The sequence below is a fragment of the Cohnella endophytica genome (assembly GCF_003628305.1).
Classification (GTDB): Bacteria; Bacillota; Bacilli; order Paenibacillales; family Paenibacillaceae; genus Cohnella; species Cohnella endophytica.
The window spans coordinates 226,532-246,145 of the sequence record NZ_RBZM01000011.1 but is presented as its reverse complement, the minus strand read 5'-3'; the positions used below and the strand labels follow the sequence as shown (position 1 = coordinate 246,145).

At 56.7% G+C, this 19,614-nt stretch carries 16 protein-coding genes; 10 read left to right on the top strand and 6 right to left on the bottom strand.

Features of this window, described 5'->3' with window-relative positions; genetic code table 11:
- Window positions 1-438 precede the first annotated feature (438 nt).
- The 4 genes from D7Z26_RS24090 (at window position 439) to D7Z26_RS24075 (ending at window position 6,820) form a co-directional block, all read left to right on the top strand.
- A complete protein-coding gene (locus tag D7Z26_RS24090; RefSeq protein ID WP_120979573.1) occupies window positions 439-2,724 on the top strand; it encodes an alpha/beta hydrolase in 2,286 nt (761 codons plus the stop codon).
- 255 nt (window positions 2,725-2,979) lie between these two features.
- Window positions 2,980-3,558, top strand: coding sequence for a glycerol-3-phosphate responsive antiterminator (locus D7Z26_RS24085; RefSeq protein ID WP_120979572.1), 579 nt, complete (start codon window positions 2,980-2,982; stop codon window positions 3,556-3,558).
- Between the two features lie 11 nt (window positions 3,559-3,569).
- Window positions 3,570-5,060: a glycerol kinase GlpK gene (glpK, locus tag D7Z26_RS24080; protein WP_120979571.1), complete on the top strand. Its 1,491-nt coding sequence runs from the start codon at window positions 3,570-3,572 to the stop codon at window positions 5,058-5,060.
- Between the two features lie 47 nt (window positions 5,061-5,107).
- Entirely contained in the window at window positions 5,108-6,820 is a 1,713-nt protein-coding gene (locus D7Z26_RS24075) for a glycerol-3-phosphate dehydrogenase/oxidase (protein ID WP_120979570.1), read from the top strand.
- Here D7Z26_RS24075 and D7Z26_RS24070 read toward each other — a convergent pair.
- The 3 genes from D7Z26_RS24070 to D7Z26_RS24060 form a co-directional block, all read right to left on the bottom strand.
- Window positions 6,753-7,691: a ketopantoate reductase family protein gene (locus D7Z26_RS24070; RefSeq protein WP_120979569.1), complete on the bottom strand. Its 939-nt coding sequence runs from the start codon at window positions 7,689-7,691 to the stop codon at window positions 6,753-6,755. The two genes, D7Z26_RS24075 and D7Z26_RS24070, sit on opposite strands and share 68 nt — an antisense overlap.
- A gap of 81 nt (window positions 7,692-7,772) precedes the next feature.
- A complete protein-coding gene (locus D7Z26_RS24065) occupies window positions 7,773-8,354 on the bottom strand; it encodes a hypothetical protein (RefSeq protein ID WP_120979568.1) in 582 nt (193 codons plus the stop codon).
- A gap of 15 nt (window positions 8,355-8,369) precedes the next feature.
- The gene (locus D7Z26_RS24060) at window positions 8,370-8,903 is read right to left on the bottom strand and encodes a hypothetical protein (RefSeq protein WP_120979567.1); all 534 of its coding nucleotides are present in this window, start codon (window positions 8,901-8,903) and stop codon (window positions 8,370-8,372) included.
- A 329-nt stretch (window positions 8,904-9,232) separates the two neighbouring features.
- Here D7Z26_RS24060 and D7Z26_RS24055 point away from each other — a divergent pair, with 329 nt between their 5' ends.
- The 6 genes from D7Z26_RS24055 (at window position 9,233) to D7Z26_RS24030 (ending at window position 16,318) form a co-directional block, all read left to right on the top strand.
- On the top strand, window positions 9,233-9,517 hold the full coding sequence (locus D7Z26_RS24055) for a DUF6385 domain-containing protein (RefSeq protein ID WP_120979566.1): 285 nt from the start codon (window positions 9,233-9,235) through the stop codon (window positions 9,515-9,517).
- Between the two features lie 48 nt (window positions 9,518-9,565).
- Window positions 9,566-10,591: a DUF6385 domain-containing protein gene (locus D7Z26_RS24050; protein WP_120979565.1), complete on the top strand. Its 1,026-nt coding sequence runs from the start codon at window positions 9,566-9,568 to the stop codon at window positions 10,589-10,591.
- 161 nt (window positions 10,592-10,752) lie between these two features.
- Window positions 10,753-11,229 carry a cytochrome c biogenesis protein CcdC gene (locus D7Z26_RS24045; protein ID WP_120979564.1) on the top strand — a complete coding sequence of 159 codons (477 nt, stop codon included), beginning with the start codon at window positions 10,753-10,755 and terminating at the stop codon, window positions 11,227-11,229.
- 89 nt (window positions 11,230-11,318) lie between these two features.
- Window positions 11,319-13,364, top strand: coding sequence for a TPR domain-containing glycosyltransferase (locus D7Z26_RS24040; RefSeq protein ID WP_158602425.1), 2,046 nt, complete (start codon window positions 11,319-11,321; stop codon window positions 13,362-13,364).
- A complete protein-coding gene (locus D7Z26_RS24035; RefSeq protein WP_120979562.1) occupies window positions 13,357-15,144 on the top strand; it encodes a glycosyltransferase in 1,788 nt (595 codons plus the stop codon). Before D7Z26_RS24040 ends, D7Z26_RS24035 begins: the two co-directional genes overlap by 8 nt.
- 28 nt (window positions 15,145-15,172) lie before the next feature.
- Window positions 15,173-16,318: a glycosyltransferase gene (locus D7Z26_RS24030; RefSeq protein WP_158602424.1), complete on the top strand. Its 1,146-nt coding sequence runs from the start codon at window positions 15,173-15,175 to the stop codon at window positions 16,316-16,318.
- 15 nt (window positions 16,319-16,333) lie between these two features.
- Here D7Z26_RS24030 and D7Z26_RS24025 read toward each other — a convergent pair whose 3' ends face one another.
- Genes D7Z26_RS24025 through D7Z26_RS24015 form a run of 3 tightly spaced genes read right to left on the bottom strand, consistent with a single transcriptional unit; the run spans window position 16,334 to window position 19,385 of the window.
- A complete protein-coding gene (locus D7Z26_RS24025; protein ID WP_120979560.1) occupies window positions 16,334-17,449 on the bottom strand; it encodes a glycosyltransferase family 4 protein in 1,116 nt (371 codons plus the stop codon).
- The gene (locus D7Z26_RS24020) at window positions 17,450-18,262 is read right to left on the bottom strand and encodes a glycosyltransferase (protein WP_233567171.1); all 813 of its coding nucleotides are present in this window, start codon (window positions 18,260-18,262) and stop codon (window positions 17,450-17,452) included.
- The gene (locus D7Z26_RS24015; protein WP_147423893.1) at window positions 18,240-19,385 is read right to left on the bottom strand and encodes a hypothetical protein; all 1,146 of its coding nucleotides are present in this window, start codon (window positions 19,383-19,385) and stop codon (window positions 18,240-18,242) included. The genes D7Z26_RS24020 and D7Z26_RS24015 overlap by 23 nt, the downstream gene beginning before the upstream one ends.
- Window positions 19,386-19,614: the final 229 nt, after the last annotated feature.

Below are 19,614 nucleotides of genomic sequence, written 5' to 3'. Positions count from 1 at the left end.
TTCTCTTACGATCTGCATTCGTTTCTCCTCAAGCACTTTCCCTAAACGCATACTGTCCGCCTCCCCTATACAAATAGTCTAATTCAATTGGGGGACAAGACTCCAGTTTAATTAGGGGGCCTTGGAGTTTTGTACATGTCGAACCCCCCTTTTTCACACTAATCGCCACTTTTAGACGATTTCACCTGCACGAAATGCAGGTTGAATTGGGGAAGTAGACAAAGCCGGTTAAGTACATGTACGAAATGCAGGTTGAATGAGAGAGAAGTATGGCATAAAGGTGCAGAGGCGAAACAAGTTCATCCAGCAGATTTGAGTCGAGCCGCTGCTTAAACCTGAAGCCAAAGTTAACTTCTAGACTTTGGAGTACTTCAAAGAAGGCCGGAAGGTTTATAATTAAGGAAGATAGCGAGTCTGATAGCGATAGAGGCGAAATCTATGAACCTTGAATATAGGATCACTGCAAAAAGAAAAATAAAGGACCGACTCAAGCGACGATTGTCGGGGATGTACGCGAGGGACGTAGGGATATGGAGATTCTCCATCGTCGCCTTGTGGCTGTTAAGCTGCGTGGGCGTCGCGCTCTCCGCCATGGGTATGCCGACCGGCTTCGGGGTATTGTTCGATGTCTTTGCGGGTCTCGCGTTAAATACGATCGCGTTCGCGGTTTGCTCCGCGGCGATTACGATTATTATTTCTTTAGTCGGCCTCCGCATCCCCCGATTTACGACGGGAAGCACAATCTACTCGGGCATATTAGCGTGTTGTATCCTTTACGACTCACAGTTCGGACTCTGGGGCGCGATCTTATACGGAACGGCAGTGACCGTTATCGCGGCGGGATTGGGGATAGCGGCGGGATGGATTGCGCGAATGCGCCGGACCCGCAGAGTGGCTTTGGCGGCAATCGTCGTAATCGTGGCTTACTCGACCGCCGGCTACCCGCGGTTTTTGCTCGCAGGCTCCGGCGCTGACGCCGATTCCGCTGCCGACGACGGCAAAGCGGTCGTTCAGGCGCTTGGCGCGCAGATTCCCGACCCTTCGATGCCGGGCGACTTCGAATTCAGAACCTTCACCTACGGCAGTGGCGAAGACCTGCACCGTTCGGAATTCGGCCCGGATGCGGCAGAGCTGTCCTCGTCCGTTGACGCCTCGTCGATGATATCGGACTGGCCATGGCTGAGAGATAAGTTCTGGGGCTTCGACGAGAAGAGCCTGCCTTTGAACGGGCGAGTATGGATGCCGGATGGAGAAGGTCCGTTTCCGGTCGTGCTTATGGTACACGGCAATCACCTGATGGAGCAATTCTCGGACGACGGCTACGGTTATTTGGGCGAATTGTTGGCCAGCAAAGGTATTATCGCGATCTCGGTAGACGAGAATTTCCTGAACTATTCGGTGTGGTCCGGAATTCCCGATCAAGACATGAAGCTACGCGCCTGGTTACTGCTCAAGCACATCGGACAGCTGCAGCTATTCAACGCCGACCGGCAATCGCCCTTCTACGGTCGCATCGACTTCGGGAATGTCGCGTTGCTCGGACATTCCCGCGGAGGGCAGGCGGCCGCGATGGCGACGGACCGGGAGCGGTGGTTCCCGAATGATAGGGGTTTGCCCGACCAGGCAAGTTATACGGTACGGTCGGTTATCGGTCTGGCTCCGACGGATACGGCGATAGATGGCCAATGGTCGGAATTGCAGGACGTTTCTTACCTCACGTTGCAGGGAGCCAAGGATGCCGATCTGGTGAACTTCTACGGCGATCGGCAATACGGGCGCGTGTCGTTCGTGCGCAATACGCAAGCTTTTAAGGCGTCGTTATATATCGAAGACGCGAACCACAGCCAATTTAATACGGAGTGGGGGGAATCGGATAATGCTCTGCCGGCATCGCTGTTCATCCGCCCGAAAGAGCTGCTGGAGCCCGAAGATCAACGCCAAGTTGCGAAAACGTACGTCGCCGCATTCTTGGAAGCGACTTTGCAAGACGACGAGAGCTACGATTCTTTGTTCCGCGACTATCGGGCAGGCTTAAGCTTTCTCCCCGCAACCAGATACTTCAATCAGTTCGAGAGCGGCGGCTTCCGTCGCATCGCCGATTTCAGCGGGCAGGATCGAATCCGCTTATCCGAAGGGGTTACGGCGGAAGCGACGGCGTTAACGGATTGGCGGCATACGGATGCCCGGGATCGACAAGGAGAAGGCAAAGGCGATACTGGGTTAGAGCTGGAATGGAAAGAAAAAGGCTCTTATACGGTCCATCTTCGTCCCGAGGCCATCGGCGAGTTGGAGGATATTCCGATCTTGATGTTCTCCTTGGCGAATATGGAACGGGATTTAGCCGATGAAGAGCCTTTCGGAGACGAGTTAACGCCGGATGAGGCCGCGAAGCTGGAGGAACGGATGGAAGCTGGCCTCTCGATCGACGTCGAAGTGGCCGACGAAGCAGGAAACGCCGCAAGATTGCCGCTAAGCCGGTTCATGGAGACGGAGCCTCAGGTCGCGACGAAATTCACGTGGTTGCCGGGTATGGAATCGGTATTGTCCGAAGGAAAGTTCAAGGATATCGAGGAACCCGTGTACCAGACCTACGAGTTGCCGCTCGAAAGATTCGCCGCGGAGAACCCCGCGTTCGATCCTTCCGAATGGGCCGAGGTGACGTTTTATTTCAACGAGGGACCGGGCAAGATCATGCTCGACGATCTCGGATGGATGCCCGAATAAGGAAAGTAAAATCTCGGCCCATGGGTTTACAAACTCCGGATATGCTTTATAATGGAGCCAACAAGTAAATACGTTCGCTGTGAGAAGATGAGAACAGCTGTTGGATTTGGGGCCGCCTCCGATGGAGCGCGCCCTAATCTGCGGCTGTTTTTTTGTTGTTCCGCTCCTGCCGGAAGGGAAGTTTTGGGGTTTGGGGAATATGTTCTATGATGGATACGAGTGCATAGAACATGAATCGAGATAAGGGTGAGGCTAATGGGATTATTGCGCGAGCATTCGGTCATACCGGCGGTGCGCAGCATGAAGGAGTTCGAGCAGGCGCTTGCTTGCCCGCAGGAAGTGATCTTCTTGTTGGAAGGAGAGCTCATCCAGCTTGAGAGCATCGTCTCCAGCGCCAAGCGCGCGGGCAAGCGCATTTTCTTGCATCTGGACATGGTGCGGGGCATTAAGGAAGACGAGGCATCGGTTCATTACCTGGCGAAAGCGATTAAGGTCGACGGCGTGATCAGCACGCGTACTTCCAGTCTTATTCACGCGAAGAAGCATGGCTTGATGGCGATCCAGCGCGGCTTCCTCATCGATTCCCACTCGGTCAAGACGATTATTAATTCGGCGGCCCATATTAAACCGGACTACATCGAGATTCTCCCCAGCTATTCCCATCCGCAGATCGGCAAGATCGCCAAGGAAACGGGAGTGGATATTATTCTCGGCGGCTTCATCGACGGTTTGGAAGATCTGCCCGTCCTGTTCGGGGCGGGAGCGATCGCGGTATCGACCAGCAAGACGGGCATGTGGGGTCATCCCCCGGGAAAATCGGTTAAACAAGGTTAGGAGGCGTTCTCATGGATCGATATATGATGGCGTTGGATCAGGGCACGACCAGTTCGCGAGCGATTCTCTTCGATTCCGCGGGCCGTATCGTGCGCATGGCCCAGCAAGAGTTCAAGCAATATTTTCCGAATCCGGGGTGGGTGGAACATCATCCGAACGAAATCTGGGGGTCGGTGCTTGCGGTCATCGCTACCGTGCTGTCGGAGACCGGAATCAAGCCCGAGCAGATCGCCGGCATCGGGATCACGAACCAGCGGGAAACGGCCGTCGTGTGGGACCGCGAGACGGGAATGCCCGTCTATAACGCGATCGTGTGGCAATCGAGGCAGACGTCCGACATTTGCGAGCGTCTGAAGAACGAGGGGCACGAGGAGAAGTTCAAGCGCAAGACGGGCCTCATCATCGATGCGTATTTCTCGGGGACGAAGGTAAAGTGGATCTTGGACGAAGTCGAAGGGGCCAAGGAAAAGGCGGAGCAAGGAAAGCTCATGTTCGGCACGATCGACACTTGGCTCATCTGGCGGCTTACGGGACGTAAGGTTCACGTAACCGACTATACGAATGCCTCTCGAACGTTGATGTACAACATCCACGAACTGAGATGGGATAAGGAATTGCTTGGTATTCTCGACATACCGGAATCGATGCTTCCGGAGGTGAAATCTTCTTCGGAAGTATATGGGCATACGGATACGCAGCATTTTTTCGGGTGCGAGATTCCGATAGCGGGCATTGCGGGCGACCAGCAGGCGGCGTTGTTCGGGCAAGCTTGCTTCGAGAAAGGGATGGCCAAAAATACTTACGGCACGGGCTGCTTCATGCTGATGAACACGGGCGATCAAGCGGTCGCATCCGAGCATGGTTTGCTTACGACAATCGCTTGGGGCATCGGAAGCAAAGTGGAGTATGCGCTGGAGGGCAGCATCTTCGTCGCGGGCTCGGCGATCCAATGGCTTCGCGACGGCTTACGGATGTTCTCCGATGCGAAAGAAAGCGAACGTTACGCGGAAAGGGTAGCGTCCACGGAGGGCGTGTACGTCGTTCCGGCGTTCGTGGGACTCGGGACGCCTTACTGGGACAGCGACGTTCGAGGAGCGGTGTTCGGCTTGACCCGCGGCACGAAGAAGGAGCATTTCGTTCGCGCGACGCTGGAGTCGCTAGCCTATCAGACGAAAGATGTTCTAACCGCGATGGAGGCGGATTCGGGCATTTCCTTGAAAACGCTGCGAGTGGACGGAGGAGCCGTGAGGAACGATTTTCTCATGCGGTTCCAGAGCGACATTCTGGGCGTTCCGGTCGAACGCCCGGTCGTGAACGAGACGACGGCGCTTGGCGCGGCATATCTGGCAGGGCTTGCGGTGGGCTTCTGGGAAAGCGCGGAAATGATCTCGCGGCAGTGGAGCATGGATCGTTCCTTCGTACCGGGGATGGACGAGGGCGAGCGAGGGCGTTTGTACGGGGGCTGGCAGAAAGCGGTTAAGGCGGCCATGGCTTTCAAATGACAGCATGACGGAAAACGATGACGAAGATAGAAAGCGAGAGATGAACGATGAAGTCTCAATCTTGTTCCGGCAACAACAGAGCGGATATATTCGGAAGACTGCAAGACGAAACGTTCGACGTATTGGTCATCGGCGGCGGAATCACGGGCGCGGGCATCGCGCTGGATGCCGCAAGCCGGGGACTGCGCACGGCGATCGTGGAGATGCAGGATTTCGCGGCGGGCACTTCCAGCCGTTCGACGAAGCTCGTCCATGGGGGACTGCGTTACCTCAAGCAGTTCGAGGTAAAGATGGTCGCCGAAGTAGGCAAAGAACGCGCCATCGTCTACGAGAACGGACCTCACGTGACTACCCCGGAATGGATGCTGTTGCCGATCTACAAGGGAGGTACCTTCGGTTCTTTCTCGACTTCGATCGGTCTTCGCGTATACGATTTCTTGGCCGGCGTGAAGCGCGCCGAGAGAAGGGAAATGCTGAACGTTCGACGCACGCTGGAGAAAGAGCCTTTGCTTCGTAAAGAGGGCTTGCTCGGAGGCGGGTATTACGTGGAATATCGGACGGACGACGCCCGGCTGACGATCGAAGTGCTCAAACGGGCCGTGGAACTCGGAGCGACCGCGCTCAATTACGTCAAAGTCGATTTGTTGCTGTACAAGGACGGCCAAGTAAACGGAGCCCGGATCACGGATCAGTTAACCGGGGCGTCGGGAGAGATTCGCGCCAATACGGTCGTTAACGCGACGGGACCTTGGGTCGACACGCTTCGCGAGCTCGACCGGTCGAATAACGGCAAGAAACTGCGCCTTACGAAAGGCGTTCATCTCGTCATCGATCAGAGCAGGTTCCCCCTCCGTCAAGCGGTTTACTTCGATACGGAAGACAAGCGGATGATCTTCGCCGTTCCTCGCGACGGCAAGACGTACGTAGGCACGACCGACACGTTCTTTGATGGAAACAAAGAGCACCCGGTCATGACCTCGGAGGATAGAACTTATTTGTTGGCGGCTATCAATCTCCTATTCCCGGAACTGCGCGTCACCGAAGCCGACGTCGAGTCTAGCTGGGCGGGAGTGCGGCCGCTCATTTACGAGGAAGGAAAGAATCCTTCGGAAATCTCGCGCAAGGACGAAATCTGGGAGTCGGCCTCCGGGTTGATCACGATCGCGGGAGGCAAGCTGACCGGATACCGCAAGATGTCGGAGCTGACCGTCAACCTCGTGGCGAAAAGACTGGGAGCAAGCGGAATGCGGGTGAATCCTTGCCGCACGAAGCATATCCCGATCTCCGGTGGAGATGTCGGAGGCTCGGACCGTTTCGAATCCTATGCGGCGGAGAGAGCCCGCCAGGGAGAAGCAATCGGGCTTACGCCGGATGCAAGCCTCAGGCTCGCGCGGTTCTACGGCTCCAACGCGGATAAGGTATTCGCGAAGAACCCCGGCCACCAAGAAGAAGCCCGTCGGTACGGGCTTCCATACGAGCTCTATCTAAGGGTCTTATATGCGGTCGAAGAAGAAATGGCGGTCAAACCCGCGGATTTCTTCGTTCGGCGCTCGGGGGCGATGATGTTCGACATCCCGCTCGTGCGTGCTTACAAGGAAAACGTCGTCTCGCTGATGAAGGAACGATTGGCATGGAGCGACGAAACGACTGCGCGCTATATGGGGGAGTTGGACGATCTGCTCCGGGACGCGGTTATTCCCGTAGACCTTCAATCGCAGCCAAACGCCGCTTCTCATAAATCTCCAGCCGCTGATGAATAATGTCCAGTACCGGAGTCTCGCACTCATGGCGGCGTGCGAGTTCCACGAGATAACCTTGAATATGAGCGGACTCCGTCGGGAGTCCGTTTTCCATGTCCCGAAGCATGGAGGACTTGCTCTTGGCGGATAAACCGCCGATGACCCTAAGCTGCTTGTCCGCGATTCCTTCCGAGAGCCGACCTCCGGCGCGAGCGATCACCTCGTTCGTCTCGGCGAAAAGGCGACGGAAAGCATCCATCCCCGATGTCGTGTCCAGAATGTCGCCGACAGGCGCTTGGAATAGCGTCGTTAATCCAGACAAAACATTAATGAAGGCGTACTTCTCCCACAGATCCATCTCGATATCGGCATTTTCCTTGAAGAGCTGTACAGTCGATAATACATTCCGGATTATTGCGTATTCATCATCCTCGATCGGGCCGAACTTGCCGAAGGAATAAGCGTGATAAGGATTTAGGTGCCGGATGGTCCCTCTGTCGTCCAACGTGATCTCGATGCGGGCGACTCCTCCGAGCAACGGTTGTCCAGGAAACGCCTGCGCGAGCTGCTCCATATGCTTCATTCCGTTCAGGAACGGCAGAATCGCCGTTCGTTCGTGAAGATAAGGACGGAGCTGTTCCGCGATCTCGGGCAATCCGTAAGCTTTAGTGGCGATGATCGCGAGATCGAACGGCCCTCCGGCTTCCCCGCCGACAAGCATCGGAGGTTGTCCCGAGTAATCGCCTAAAGGACTGCTTACGATGAGCCCGTCCGACTCCAGTTGTCGCTTTCTTCCTGCTCGGACCAGCAATGTTACGTCTAAACCCGCTTCCAGCATCCGGGCGGCGACGTACCCGCCAATGGCTCCAGCTCCGACTACGATGATTTTCATTCGATGATCACGCCTTCCCGTTCGTTATCGTTTTCTCAATCATAACGAACGGTACTTCCGCAGCGCAAGGCGACTCGCGGATTATCCTTCCCACCAAGTGATATTCAGGTTCGTGCTAAGCGTTCCGGCTACGCTGAGAGCGGCGCTTAGCGATACGGTCAAAGTTTGATTCGGAGGCACGACGAGCCGCCCCGTCTGTTCCATATCGAATTGACCGGCTACGAGCGGCAAAGTGAGGAACGTCGTGCCTCCCGTGGGGGCGGAAGCCGACGAACGTGCGGTCATCGCGCTCGTATTGGCGCTGGCGAAGTTGCCGTTCACGGGAGTTACCGTTGAAGGCGAGGATAAGGTGCCGCCCTTGATCAGAGTCAAAGTCGAACTAAACGAAGAAAGCAAGCTCAGCAAAATTCCGGTTCCGCCCGAAATCTGCGAGACGTACAACGTTTTGCCGCTGCCGGACGGATTCGCGATCTGAAGCGTGACGATGACGCTTCCTCCCAGAATTCCAAGCGTGGCGGAGGTTGTGGCCGTCGCGTTATATTGGCTGCCGGCGATCGCCGCCCCCGCGTCCGGAGGCGCGATCGTACCGGGCGTCTGGTAGGTGTTCGTCATCTGCGTATAGACGGGTTGTACGCTTGAATCGAATACGAAATCGTTAGGCATGGGCAGAACCCCCTCTCAATACTCCCACCATGTCAGGTTGGCGGATGCGGTTAACGCTCCCGTACCGACCGCGATGGATAAGGTCTGATTGGCCGGAACGACGATTCCGCCGCCGAAATCTAGCAAGTACATTCCGGCGGTAACCTGTACGTTCACAAAGCTCGTCGGCGTGCCGCCTAAGGTTCCGGTATTTTGTTTCGTCGTCGTCACGCTCGTGCTGACGCTGGCGAAGTTCGCGTTGAAGGGCGTAGGCGTCGTGCCGCCCGTAATCGTGCCGTTCTTAAGGATGGCGACCGTCCCGGCTGCCGTAACCCCGCCCATTAGGTTGGAAATGTAGATCGTCTTGCCGCTGCCGGACGGATTCGCGATTTGCAGGAGCAAGCTGTTTCCCGCCCCCACGCTAACGCTGCCGGTCGAGAGAATGTAGAGGGAGCCGGATTTGGCCGCGTCGCCGCCCGGCGTATTCTCGATGGCCGGAGCTAAATACGTATTGACGGATTGCGTATATAAGGGACTGTTGGATTTGTTGAATATCGTGTAGTTGGTCATTGGCAAGCCCCCTTCTCCCTAATTGTCGCCCTTATAGTGTATGTCCGGGAAGGTTCCGCAAGGTTGTGCCAATATCCTAGACGGCGCGAAAAGGCAAGTGCCGTTGCGTAAGGGACGTGCGCTTCATAAGTTAAGGGAGATCAGGGGGTGTTACAGTGGGACAGAAGACCGCATGCCCGCGTCCTAAGCGGAGGAAGCCGACTCATCGGCGACGGAAGTCGAATAGATGCCGGATACGGAGGACGCGTAGGTCGTGTAGGTCCCGTAGGTCGCGTAGGTGTCCCACTCCATGCCTTGTTTTTACTCAGAGAAGAGCGCTGGCTATCGAAGTGAACGGCGAGGCGCAGCATTTGCCGCCCGTGGACGTTTCCCGGAAATCGGTTTATTCTTTCGGAATCGTTAATCGGGGCGACAAGGCGGTCGTTGCGCACATCGAGATTAGTCCGGACAACGCGCATTATGCTAGCGATACAGAAGAAACCGTTCAGGGGGGTGAGACGCTCGCGCTTGTTCCGATGCGCTTTCTGCGATTCGCAAGAATTTCGGTGCGTACGGTCGAGCCGGGCCAGACATCTCTCGTGGACGTCTATTTCCAAGCGCAAGCGGTCGGTTGAGGAAAAGAATGCGCGGTCCAAGATGGGCCGAGATGAGGGGGATGACGGTTGCCTAACTTTACGGTGTTTAATACGAACCCGGATCATTTGCGTACGTTAATTTTCGGACAAGACGCGACGGGGGTAAATCATGCGGTCGCAACGGATACGAACGGGTATTTGCTTAGCGTCATCATGGACGGTACGATCGGCAATGTCGACGTCACCGCGGCGACGATTACGGGAGGTACGTTGACGAACCTGCTGAACGGTACGATCACGAGCGTGCTTGGAGCGACGATCACTGCGGGAACGTTAAGCGCGGTGAACAACCTGCTGAACGGTACGATCACGAGCGTGCTGGGGGCGACAATCACTGCTGGAACGCTGAGCGCGGTGAACAACCTGTTGAACGGTACGATCACGAGCGTGCTGGGGGCGACGATTACGGCGGGAACGTTAAGCGCGGTGAACAACTTGCTGAACGGTACGATCACGAGCGTGCTTGGAGCGACGATTACTGCTGGTACGCTAACGAACTTGCTGAACGGAACAATCACTAGTGTGCTAGGTGCAACGATTACTGCGGGAACGCTAAGCGCGGTGAACAACCTGCTCAACGGTACGATTACGAGCGTGCTGGGAGCAACGATCACTGCGGGAACGTTAAGCGCGGTAAACAACCTGTTGAACGGTACGATCACGAGCGTGCTGGGAGCAACGATTACGGCAGGTACTCTGAGCAGCGTCACCTCCATCTCGCAGAAGAGCTTTCAAGAAAGCCAGAATTTAAGCGTCGTGACGGCGGATGCGTTTAGCGCGGTTACGGCGATTACGACTAGCGTGCTCGGCACTTACTCGTTCTTCGTATATAACAAAGGGCCGGGTACGAATAAAGTGGATGCGCGGGTCGAGATCAGCGCCAACGGAACGAACTGGTTCGACGACGTGGATACGGTAACCGGGATTGCGGTCGGATCCGTGGACGTTCTTGTCCCGCAACGGTTTCTTAAATACACAAGGCTATCCTATCGGTCCAGCGCCGCGGGGAACTCAACGACGATCGACGTTATTTTCAACTCCCAAGGAACATAAATTCATTTGCCGGAAGCCTCCTCGGGGGCTTCTTTTTTGTTGCGAGAATCAGGTATACTGCTAATATTGCTAAAATCGATGTCCGGCGAGCGGTTCGAACGGGAAATCGATACCGAGGAGCTTTCTTGATGAGCATTGCACAATAAATGAAGAGGTGAACCATGAATCCATCCTTTTACGCGACTATTCTTTTGATCGCCGCTCTCGTCATTTGGCGCAGAAGCCGAGCGATGTTCCGGCCGATCCGCGGCAGTGGCTTGCGGTTGCTTATTCCTTTGCTTTTCATCCTTCCGTCGCTTGCCTTGATTTTGAACCCGAAAGCGTATCTCGAGGCGTGGGAGTGGTTAGCCGCTTTGGGAGTGGGAATCGTGCTCAGCTTGCCGTTGATCTGGACGACGAATTACGAACGCAGGGAAGACCAACAAATCTACGCGGTCAAAAATATGGGCTTCATCGCTTCTTTCTTGGGCGTGTTGATCGTGCGCTTCGCTCTTCGCAGTTACATTGAAGGGCTTAGCCAAGAGCAGATGTCGGCGTTGTTCATGATCGTGGCCTACGGGTACATCCTGCCATGGAGACTTGTCTCCTACTACAAGTTCAGAAAAATTTACGCGCAGAAGCCGGCCGTCGTCGAATAAGCTTCACCTAATTCCATCGCGTCACATATCGATACATGAAGTCCTCCGAGGGCTTCATGTATTTTTGTTATGCGCGGGGGGAGTGGGCGATGGCCGAAGGTTCAATTACGATCGGCGTTCATCTGATCGCGAAGGACGAAGCGGGACGTCTGCCGAGATGCTTGGACAGCGTCAGCGAATGGGCAAGCCAGATCGTGCTGGTCGATACGGGGTCGTCCGACCGCACGCAAGAAATCGCGCGAGCTTATGGAGCGGTGGTCGTTTCTCACGTGTGGGAGAATGATTTCTCCGGGGCGAGAAACGAGGGGTTGAAACGCGCGGACACCGATTGGGTGCTCGTGCTCGACGCGGACGAGGAATTGGCCGAGGGCGGAGAAGGGCTGCATGCGGAATTGGCGGGCGCGACGGCGGATCGCTATTCCGTCAGGATGGAGCATCGGTTAGGCCCGAGGCCGGAAGAAGCCGTGTTGAGCCGGGCGGTTCGGTTGTTTCGCGCGGGGAAATACCGGTATGAAGGACGCGTGCATGAGCAGCTTGCGAGGATCGAAATGGCGGGCGATCTTGAGGAAGCTATAGCGGCTCCCGAAGAGGGGCTGAGCGAGCTGAGGTTGCTCCATTACGGATATATGCCGGAAGAGATGGCGAGAAAAGGGACGGCCGAGCGCAATAAGCGATTGTTGGAGCGGGAGGCGGCGGACTCGCCCGAAGATTCGTTTGTCGCTTACAATCTCGCCGTTGCGTACGTGCAATCAGGCGAACGGGCACGGGCTCTGCGCTTGTTCGAGAAAGCGCTGAATCTCGCCGATCCAAACGCGCCTTATCGGCCGACGCTAGTCAGGGATTACGCTGAGACGGCTTTGAACTTAGATGAAGGCGATAAGGCCGTCGATCTGCTGGCATCCGAGTCGAAGAAGTATCCGGACTATCCGGATCTGGCTTTGTTGCAGGGAAAAGCCCTGCAAGCCCAAGGGCGTTTACCTGAAGCGTCCCGGGCGTACGAAGCGGCGGCAAGCTGCAGGCCGGAACGGATGGAAGCTTATATTTGTTTGGCGGGGGCCGGCTCTTACCGGCCCTGGACGGCGCTGGGCGACGTGGCGAGAATGCGAGGCGAAGCGGCGAAGGCGGACAGGCTCTATTCGGCGGCAATCGTTGCCGCACCGTCTTATCGACCGGCATGGCAGGGATGGGTGGAAGCGATGCGAGAGCTTGGCATGTCTTACGGGGAAGTTCGCGACCGCATCGAGGCGACGGTAAAACTCTCTAGCTTGACGGATGGAGCAAAGCGCGAGGCGGCGTTAGCGTTGGCGGACGCGGGGGGATATGAGGAGGCGCTAGAGCTAGTACGGACAATGAACACGTCTTTCGACCGGGAACTTGCGTGCTTCTGCTTAGCTGTGCTGGGCAGGCACGAAGAGGCCGCAATGGAGGTTCGCCAAGCATTGGCGGAGAGGGAGGGCAAAAAACAGGGCGAGAGCGTCGGCCGGAACATGGTCGAGATTGCGTTGCTAGGCATCTGGAACGGGCATACGGAAGAGGGGCCGGATTGGCTATTGTCCGCGATTCCAGAGACGGATCGGGAGGCTGCGCGTAAGCTGTCCGCACTCGTAAGGAGACGAGAGAAGGAGGGAGAGGTTAACGGAGGAGGAGAAGTAAGAGAACTGGCCTTCAGACTGAGCGACCGGGCCTTAACGCTCCGGCTGCCGGATCTCGCATGGATTCTTGCGGAGATGTCGGGCGAGAGCGAGCTGTCATTCGCCAAAAGATTGTTCAGGCGCGGATATTCGCTTCGCGGCGCGGATCGTTTGCTACGATTGATGCAAAGAGGAGAGTTGGATGAGGGAGGCTACCTTCTTCTAGGGGAGACGCTCTTTGGTAAGGGCCACTATTCTACCGCGGCGGCAGTGTTCGAAGAAGCTCTGGCGAGCTGGCCGGAGATGATGCCGGCCCGCCTTGGCGTAACGGAATGCTACTTGCGGATGGCCGTTTCGGTTGCGGACGAGGGATTGCGTCGCAACCCAGGCCATCCTCGGCTGAGCCGCGAACGAGGCAGGCTTGAGGAAAGCTTGCGTTTATTGGCGGGACTGCCTTGGAGAACGCCTTGGAACGGCGCGGAAAGGAGCAATTCCGATGGGTGAACCGCTGTTGATCTCCCTATGCATGATCGTTAAGGACGAGGGAGCTACGCTCGCGAGATGCTTGTCGAGCGTTCAGGGCGCCGTGGATGAGACGATCGTCGTCGATACGGGATCGACGGACGATTCGGCGGAGATCGCGAAGCGTTATGGAGCTGTCGTCGTGCGCGAACAATGGAAGGGGGATTTCGCCGCGGCGCGCAACGCGGGGGTATGCCTCGCCCAAGGGAGATGGATTCTTTTCCTTGACGGAGACGAGGCGTTGGAGTCGTCCCAGCATGCTCAATTGCGGCAACTCGCGACAAGGGACGATTACGAGGGCTTCTTTCTCCAAGTCCGGAACTATGTCGGCAACGGGGAACAGGGAGCGACGGTGAATCCGATACTGCGTTTGTTCCGCAACCGGCCGGAGTATCGCTTCCAAGGCCGAATTCACGAGCAGATCGCGGCTTCCATCCTGGAAAGCCGGCCGGGGGCGAGTTTTCACCTGACGGAGCTCGTCATTCATCATTACGGCTATCAGAGGGAATACATCGAAGCCAAGGATAAAGTGCGAAGAAACATGGACTTGCTGGAAGCGGCTTTGCAAGCGGAGCCTGACCATGCGTTCTACCGGTATAACTTAGGGGTCGAATATTTAAGGTCGGGTCGACCGGAAGAGGCGCTCGAACATTTCGCCCGGGCATCCCGACTCGTCGATCCGGAGCGGACCAGCTATGCGCATTTGCTAAGCAAGTACGAGATTCGGTGCAAACAAGCTCTAGGCAGATGGGAAGAGGCGTACGTTCAAACCGCGGGAGCGATCCGCCTCTATCCCGGTTATACGGATTTGCTGCAGTATAAAGCGTTATGCGAACGCGCGCTCGGGCGACAAGCAGAAGCGATCGGCACTTTAATCGAAGCGATGAAGCAGGGCGTTCCCCAGCCGATCTACCATACGGAGGAGGGGATAGGCACTTATCAAACCGCCTATCTGCTCGGAGAGCTTTTGGAGGAATACGGGCATTACGAGGAGGCGCTGCTAGCGTACAAGAAGGCGTTGGGCTACCGTTCAAGCTTAACGCCGCCGCTCTACCGGATGTTCCGGTTGCTTCGAGTCGCGGGTAGGGAAAAGGAGATTCCCCAATGGCTGAAGACGAGCTTCCGTCTGGCATCGCCCGAGGCATGGGCGAAAGTCGTGGCGATCCTCCTGCAGTGCCGATGCGGGCGGGCTGCGGCCGCAATCCTGCAAGAGAAGCAAGGACGCAAGCTTCCCGAGGGCTTTCGGCTATTGGCGGAAGCCGAAGCTGAGCTGCAGCGCGGACGATTGGATGCCGCTCGCCGGGGCTTAAGGTCTTCAGGTCGTAAAGGGCAGGGCGCGAGGGATTCGGCCCTGGCATCGGCGGCAATCGCGGAGCACCTCCGCTGGCTGGACGGCGACGTCAAGGAGCCTTGGAGCGACCGCATTACGATTGCTTTGGCGAGCTCGTCGCAAGGCTCGGAGCAGCCGATCAAATTAACGGGCGACGAGCTTTCGGGCGGAGTATGGCCGCAGCTTCAACGGTTGTTGGAAGGGAGTTATTCCTGCGGGAAGCGGCAGGAAGGCTTGCACGTGCTTCATTTATGGCAAAGGACATTGGAATCCCCCGAAGCTACGCCGGCCGGAGCAGATGCGCTCGTTCACGGTTTGTCGGCGATCGCCGACCGGCACTTGGCTTTATTGACGTCCTCCGATTTCGGGAAGCGGCATAAAGAGGCGCTCACCGCAGCGAGACTGCGGCTTCCGCACGAGGATGGAATGTAGCGCCAGCGGGAAAAGAGAGGTGCGGCGAATGGCGAACGTAAATGGATTTACGGGGGAGAGCGGAATATCTCTTTGCATGATTGCGAGGGACGAGGAGGCGGTGATCGGCCGTTGCCTGTCATCCGTGGCGGATGTCGTGACCGAGATCATCGTGGTGGATACCGGGTCGAGCGACCGGACTCGGGAAATCGCTCGCTCCTTCGGGGCGACGGTCGTCTCGATGCCGTGGAGGGGCGACTTCGCCTACGCGAGGAACATCGCGTTAGCCCTTGCCGCCCAACCCTGGATTCTCGTGTTGGACGCGGACGAGGAGCTTGTACGCGGGGAGGAGGCGCCTAAGGAGGAAGATTTCCTTACGCTGCTGAGCAGGGCGAGAAGGGACGGCGTATTCGGTTATAACATTCGAATGGTCAGCTTCGTCGGCACGGGAGAGGAATACGTTACGGACTCCGTCTGCCGTCTATTCCGCAATGATCCGCGTATCCGATTCTCCGGGCCGCTTCACGAGGAAGTCGCGTCGTCGATCTCGAGATTATCCGGGTCGGGTATCGCGGACTTGGGCGTCGCGGCGCGAATCGATCATTACGGTTACTTGGACCGGGTTATCGCCGAAAAGCGGAAAGGCGAGCGTAACCGGGCTATTCTGGATACGGTGTTGCGCAGGTTTCCGAACGATCCTTATTGGCTCTATGCGCTCGGAACGGAGCACTATCAGGAAGGAGCTTACGAGCAAGCTTTGGAGTGCTATGCCCGATCGCTTCCGTTCGTTCCGAAGGACGCGGGATACTTGTCCGATCTGAGGCTGAAAATCGCGTTCGCATTCCGGGAGACGGGGAGGAGACGCGACGCCGTATTGTTGGCCGACGATGCGTTGAGGGATTATCCCGACTACCCGGACTTGTTGGAGCTGCGAGCGATGCTGGCCGTGGACGAGGGGGAGGAGCAGGGGGCGCTCGTCCTGCTCTCTCGGGCGAGAGAGGCGGGCGACCGCTCGGAGCGGTATTCCTCTTGCTCGGGTTCGGGGACGTATCGCACCCTGCATATGATCGGACGAATTTATGAGCGTCTTGGTCAACGGGAAGAGGCGATCGAAGCCTACCGTCGGTCTCTGACGATGAACTCGGGTTATGCTCCCTCTCAGCATCGCTTGAAGGCGATGATAGTGGAAGACTAGTCGCGAGCGTACGAGTTAACCCAAATAATCCGCGAGCACCCGCTTCCAGCGCGCTTTCCATAACTGCTTGTCGAAAGCGAGCGCCGTTCGGCGGGCATTGTTGCCCAGGCGCTCCCTTAACGCTTCGTCGCCGATAAGACTTTCTATCGCCTGGTAGATCGCGTTCGTTGCCGGAGGGACGAGCAGGCCGTTATGGCCGTCGATAATCAGGTCGTTTAACCCGCCTACGTTCGTGGCGACAATCGGAAGGCCGCAGCTCATCGCTTCCAAACAGGCATATGACGTGCCTTCCGAGAACACCGTCGGAATGACGGCGATATCGGCGTTGCCGTAAGCTTCGCGGATCGTCTCGAAGTCGTAGGTCCGGTGGGAGATCGACTTGCGTCCCGGGTGAGCGTCTAACCATACTTCGAATGAATCGCCGATAGAGCTTCCCCGCACAAGTTCTCCGGCGAATTCGATTTCGATATTTTCCGAATAACGATCCAACAGCAAGTCCGTCACCCGCATCATCGGTACGATGCCGCGCTCTATGCTGAGCCTGCGGGGATACAGAACTCTTAAAGGCCGAGGCCCTCTATCCGTTATCGGTTTGGGAACGAACGCTGCGGTGTCGACGCTGTTGGGAATGACGGTGATTTGATTCGGGCGTTCGAATCGGCATGCCGATCGGCAATAAGTCTGGAAATGGGAGTCGACCGACACGATGCCGGAGAGCTGATCGAGGGCATTCTGAATAGCGCCGGCGACGCCGGCTTTTACTTTGAGGGGATACAAGCTAGAGTCCCAGTTGATGCCATGGCATATCCCCAAGCTTCCTTCGCGGTAGCGGATCGGGTGCCATATGCAGCTGGCATAGATGAGGCGTCCGGAAGCCCGTTCCGCCATCTTGGCGAACGCTTCGGGCACGTCGTTGAAATCGTAAGGGTATCCGAATACGGAGATTCCGTTCCACTGGGTCTCGAACGGTTCGAAGTAGGAGAGCTGATGGACTTCCGGTTGTTCGCCCAGTTCCCGGATCACTTCGCACAGATCGGCAATATACCTTTCCAACCCGCCGCCGAATATTCGGCCGTAGTCGCGGTTATAGCCATCCAAGAAGCTGTGCGTTAACAAGCTGACCGTACCCATTTACGTTGCCTCCGTCCATTCCGTAAGCTTCGGGTTCAAGTCGAGGATCGATTCGTATTGGGCGAGGCTGCCCCATTTTCCTTCCGGATCGAGCGCTTTGTAGCGATGATATTTCGCTAGCTTGGATTCCCAGTCCCCCGCCCAACCGAGATGCTTAACCCGGAAATCTGTTAGTCGTCCGGGAAGCGCCGCGTAAGCGAGCGGCAGTCTGGGCACATGATGGTCCCATTGGGGATATAGACAGGGGAAACCCGGCAAATAGCGGACGAGCGTCATCGTCTGGCGGCGGTGAATGTTCCAATGCTCGTCGTCCCGATAGTGGGTCAGTCCGTTCCAGAAATCGTGGAACCGGAAGGATACCCAGTCGTATTGGTCTTGATCGATAAGCGGCCTCATTGCGGAGATCGCCCGGTCTTCGTACAATTCGTCCGCGTCGACGGACAGCAGCCAGTCCGGCTCCGTGGTGGAGGCGACTTGCCACAGCAGCGAGCGGAGTTTCCATTCCTCTCCGAACAACGGCCGAGGCAACTCGACGAGCCTGGCGACCTTGGGAAACTTACGGCAGAGGGCAACCGTGTCGTCTTCGCTGGCATCGTCAACGATAACGAGCTCGTCGACGAAGCCGCTTAACTGCTCCAACACTTGAGTTAAGTATTTACCGCGCTCGTTGCGCACTTGCAGCATAGCGGTCAACTTATTTCCTGAACGCCTGCGTACCCGTCGAATCGTCGCTCGCGCAACTGCCGCCTCGCTCGATTCGCTGCCCGCTTTTAAATCGGTCGCGGAACGACTACCCATCATCTCCGTTAACAACCGTCAGCCCCTCGCTTTCTCCCGTCTCCAGCATATTTCGCCTCAGCCGCGCAATCGCCGCGTCTTCCGATTTGATCCGCGCGATAAGTCCAATGGCGTCCTGGTCGAGCTCCGCCGCCTCGAGGAAGAAACGAATCGCTTCGTGGCGATCTCCTCTCAGCTTGCGAGCGTAACCGTTCAACAAACGTTCGTCCCGAATGCCCGGGTGTCCGCGTTTTTCCGCCTTACCGGAAATTCCGGCCGCCCCCGAAAGTGCTAACGCTTCTTCCCATCGGCTGCTCTCTACCAACCATCGATATTTAAGATCCGTTGCTTCGGAATCGTACGCGCCATGCAGCCGCGCGAGCGCGCCGACCAAGTCGTCGTTTTCCCGCAGCAGCCAAGCGGCCGCTAAATCCGCCCTGCCATTCTCCGCATATTCGCAAATTCGCTCGTAACGAAGCCTGTCGTCGGCCGATAGGGCAGTTACGCCATAGGCATCGATAGCCTCTCGCAGTTCGTCGTTCTGCGCATGAATGGCGGAGAGAAAACGATAATGGGTGCGAATGCAGTCCTCCCGCCCGCTCTGCTGCGCATGGAGGAACGATTCCAGCAAATGAGAAGCCGCATCCGGGAGCTTTAATAGATACTCGTATACGGCGAGCAGAAATGACGCGGTCTCATGGGGTCCTACGGCTTTCCTGATCTCCGAGTAATGCTGGACGAGCGTATGCTGCTGCAACGCCGTCGCCCAAACAGGCGAAACGTTGTCCGTTAGAAGCTTCGATACGGCCTGGCGTAACAGTACTTCGAATTCCGCCGAGCTTCCCTGCATGCTCTCCCTTTGTCCTTCGCTTGGCAAGTGATCGGCGTCGCGAAGCAGCAATACGGCTTCCTTCTTGAAAGCTTGCTCCAGATAGAGGGATTCCGACTCGGAGCCGAATAGATCCGCGATCAAGACGCAATGCGCCAAACGGCTTTTCCATAGCTCCGAGTATTCTTCGAACGTGTTATCGGGGATCAGTGCGAGCAGACGTTCCGGATGCAAGGAAGCGGCTTTCTCGATCCAATACGGATGAGTCACGATCGCAAGCGCGGGACGGCGGCATTCGAGCGCGACCGCCTCGGCTGTCACCGGCTTCACTATATTAGGTAATAATTCCCATTCGGGAAGAGTATCGGTTACATAGAAAATAGGCTGGCGGGCTCTCAAATCGAGCATTATTTTCCGATAAGGGAATTGAGACCACGATACATGCGGGAACACCACGCAGCTCATTGAATGCACCAGTCCTGCCTTTCTTGCGCCGATTAAACGTTCGGTTGGATATGGAAGCAGTTTATGGGAGCTTGGGGGAAAGGGTGTCGATCCC

Bases quoted from the DNA above. Each gene is read 5' to 3' on its own strand.
- D7Z26_RS24090 (WP_120979573.1), top strand. From the start codon at position 439: ATGAACCTTGAATATAGGATCACTGCAAAAAGAAAAATAAAGGACCGA.
- D7Z26_RS24085 (WP_120979572.1), top strand. From the start codon at position 2,980: ATGGGATTATTGCGCGAGCATTCGGTCATACCGGCGGTGCGCAGCATG.
- glpK (WP_120979571.1), top strand. From the start codon at position 3,570: ATGGATCGATATATGATGGCGTTGGATCAGGGCACGACCAGTTCGCGA.
- D7Z26_RS24075 (WP_120979570.1), top strand. From the start codon at position 5,108: ATGAAGTCTCAATCTTGTTCCGGCAACAACAGAGCGGATATATTCGGA.
- D7Z26_RS24070 (WP_120979569.1), bottom strand. From the start codon at position 7,691: ATGAAAATCATCGTAGTCGGAGCTGGAGCCATTGGCGGGTACGTCGCC.
- D7Z26_RS24065 (WP_120979568.1), bottom strand. From the start codon at position 8,354: ATGCCTAACGATTTCGTATTCGATTCAAGCGTACAACCCGTCTATACG.
- D7Z26_RS24060 (WP_120979567.1), bottom strand. From the start codon at position 8,903: ATGACCAACTACACGATATTCAACAAATCCAACAGTCCCTTATATACG.
- D7Z26_RS24045 (WP_120979564.1), top strand. From the start codon at position 10,753: ATGAATCCATCCTTTTACGCGACTATTCTTTTGATCGCCGCTCTCGTC.
- D7Z26_RS24040 (WP_158602425.1), top strand. From the start codon at position 11,319: ATGGCCGAAGGTTCAATTACGATCGGCGTTCATCTGATCGCGAAGGAC.
- D7Z26_RS24035 (WP_120979562.1), top strand. From the start codon at position 13,357: ATGGGTGAACCGCTGTTGATCTCCCTATGCATGATCGTTAAGGACGAG.
- D7Z26_RS24030 (WP_158602424.1), top strand. From the start codon at position 15,173: ATGGCGAACGTAAATGGATTTACGGGGGAGAGCGGAATATCTCTTTGC.
- D7Z26_RS24025 (WP_120979560.1), bottom strand. From the start codon at position 17,449: ATGGGTACGGTCAGCTTGTTAACGCACAGCTTCTTGGATGGCTATAAC.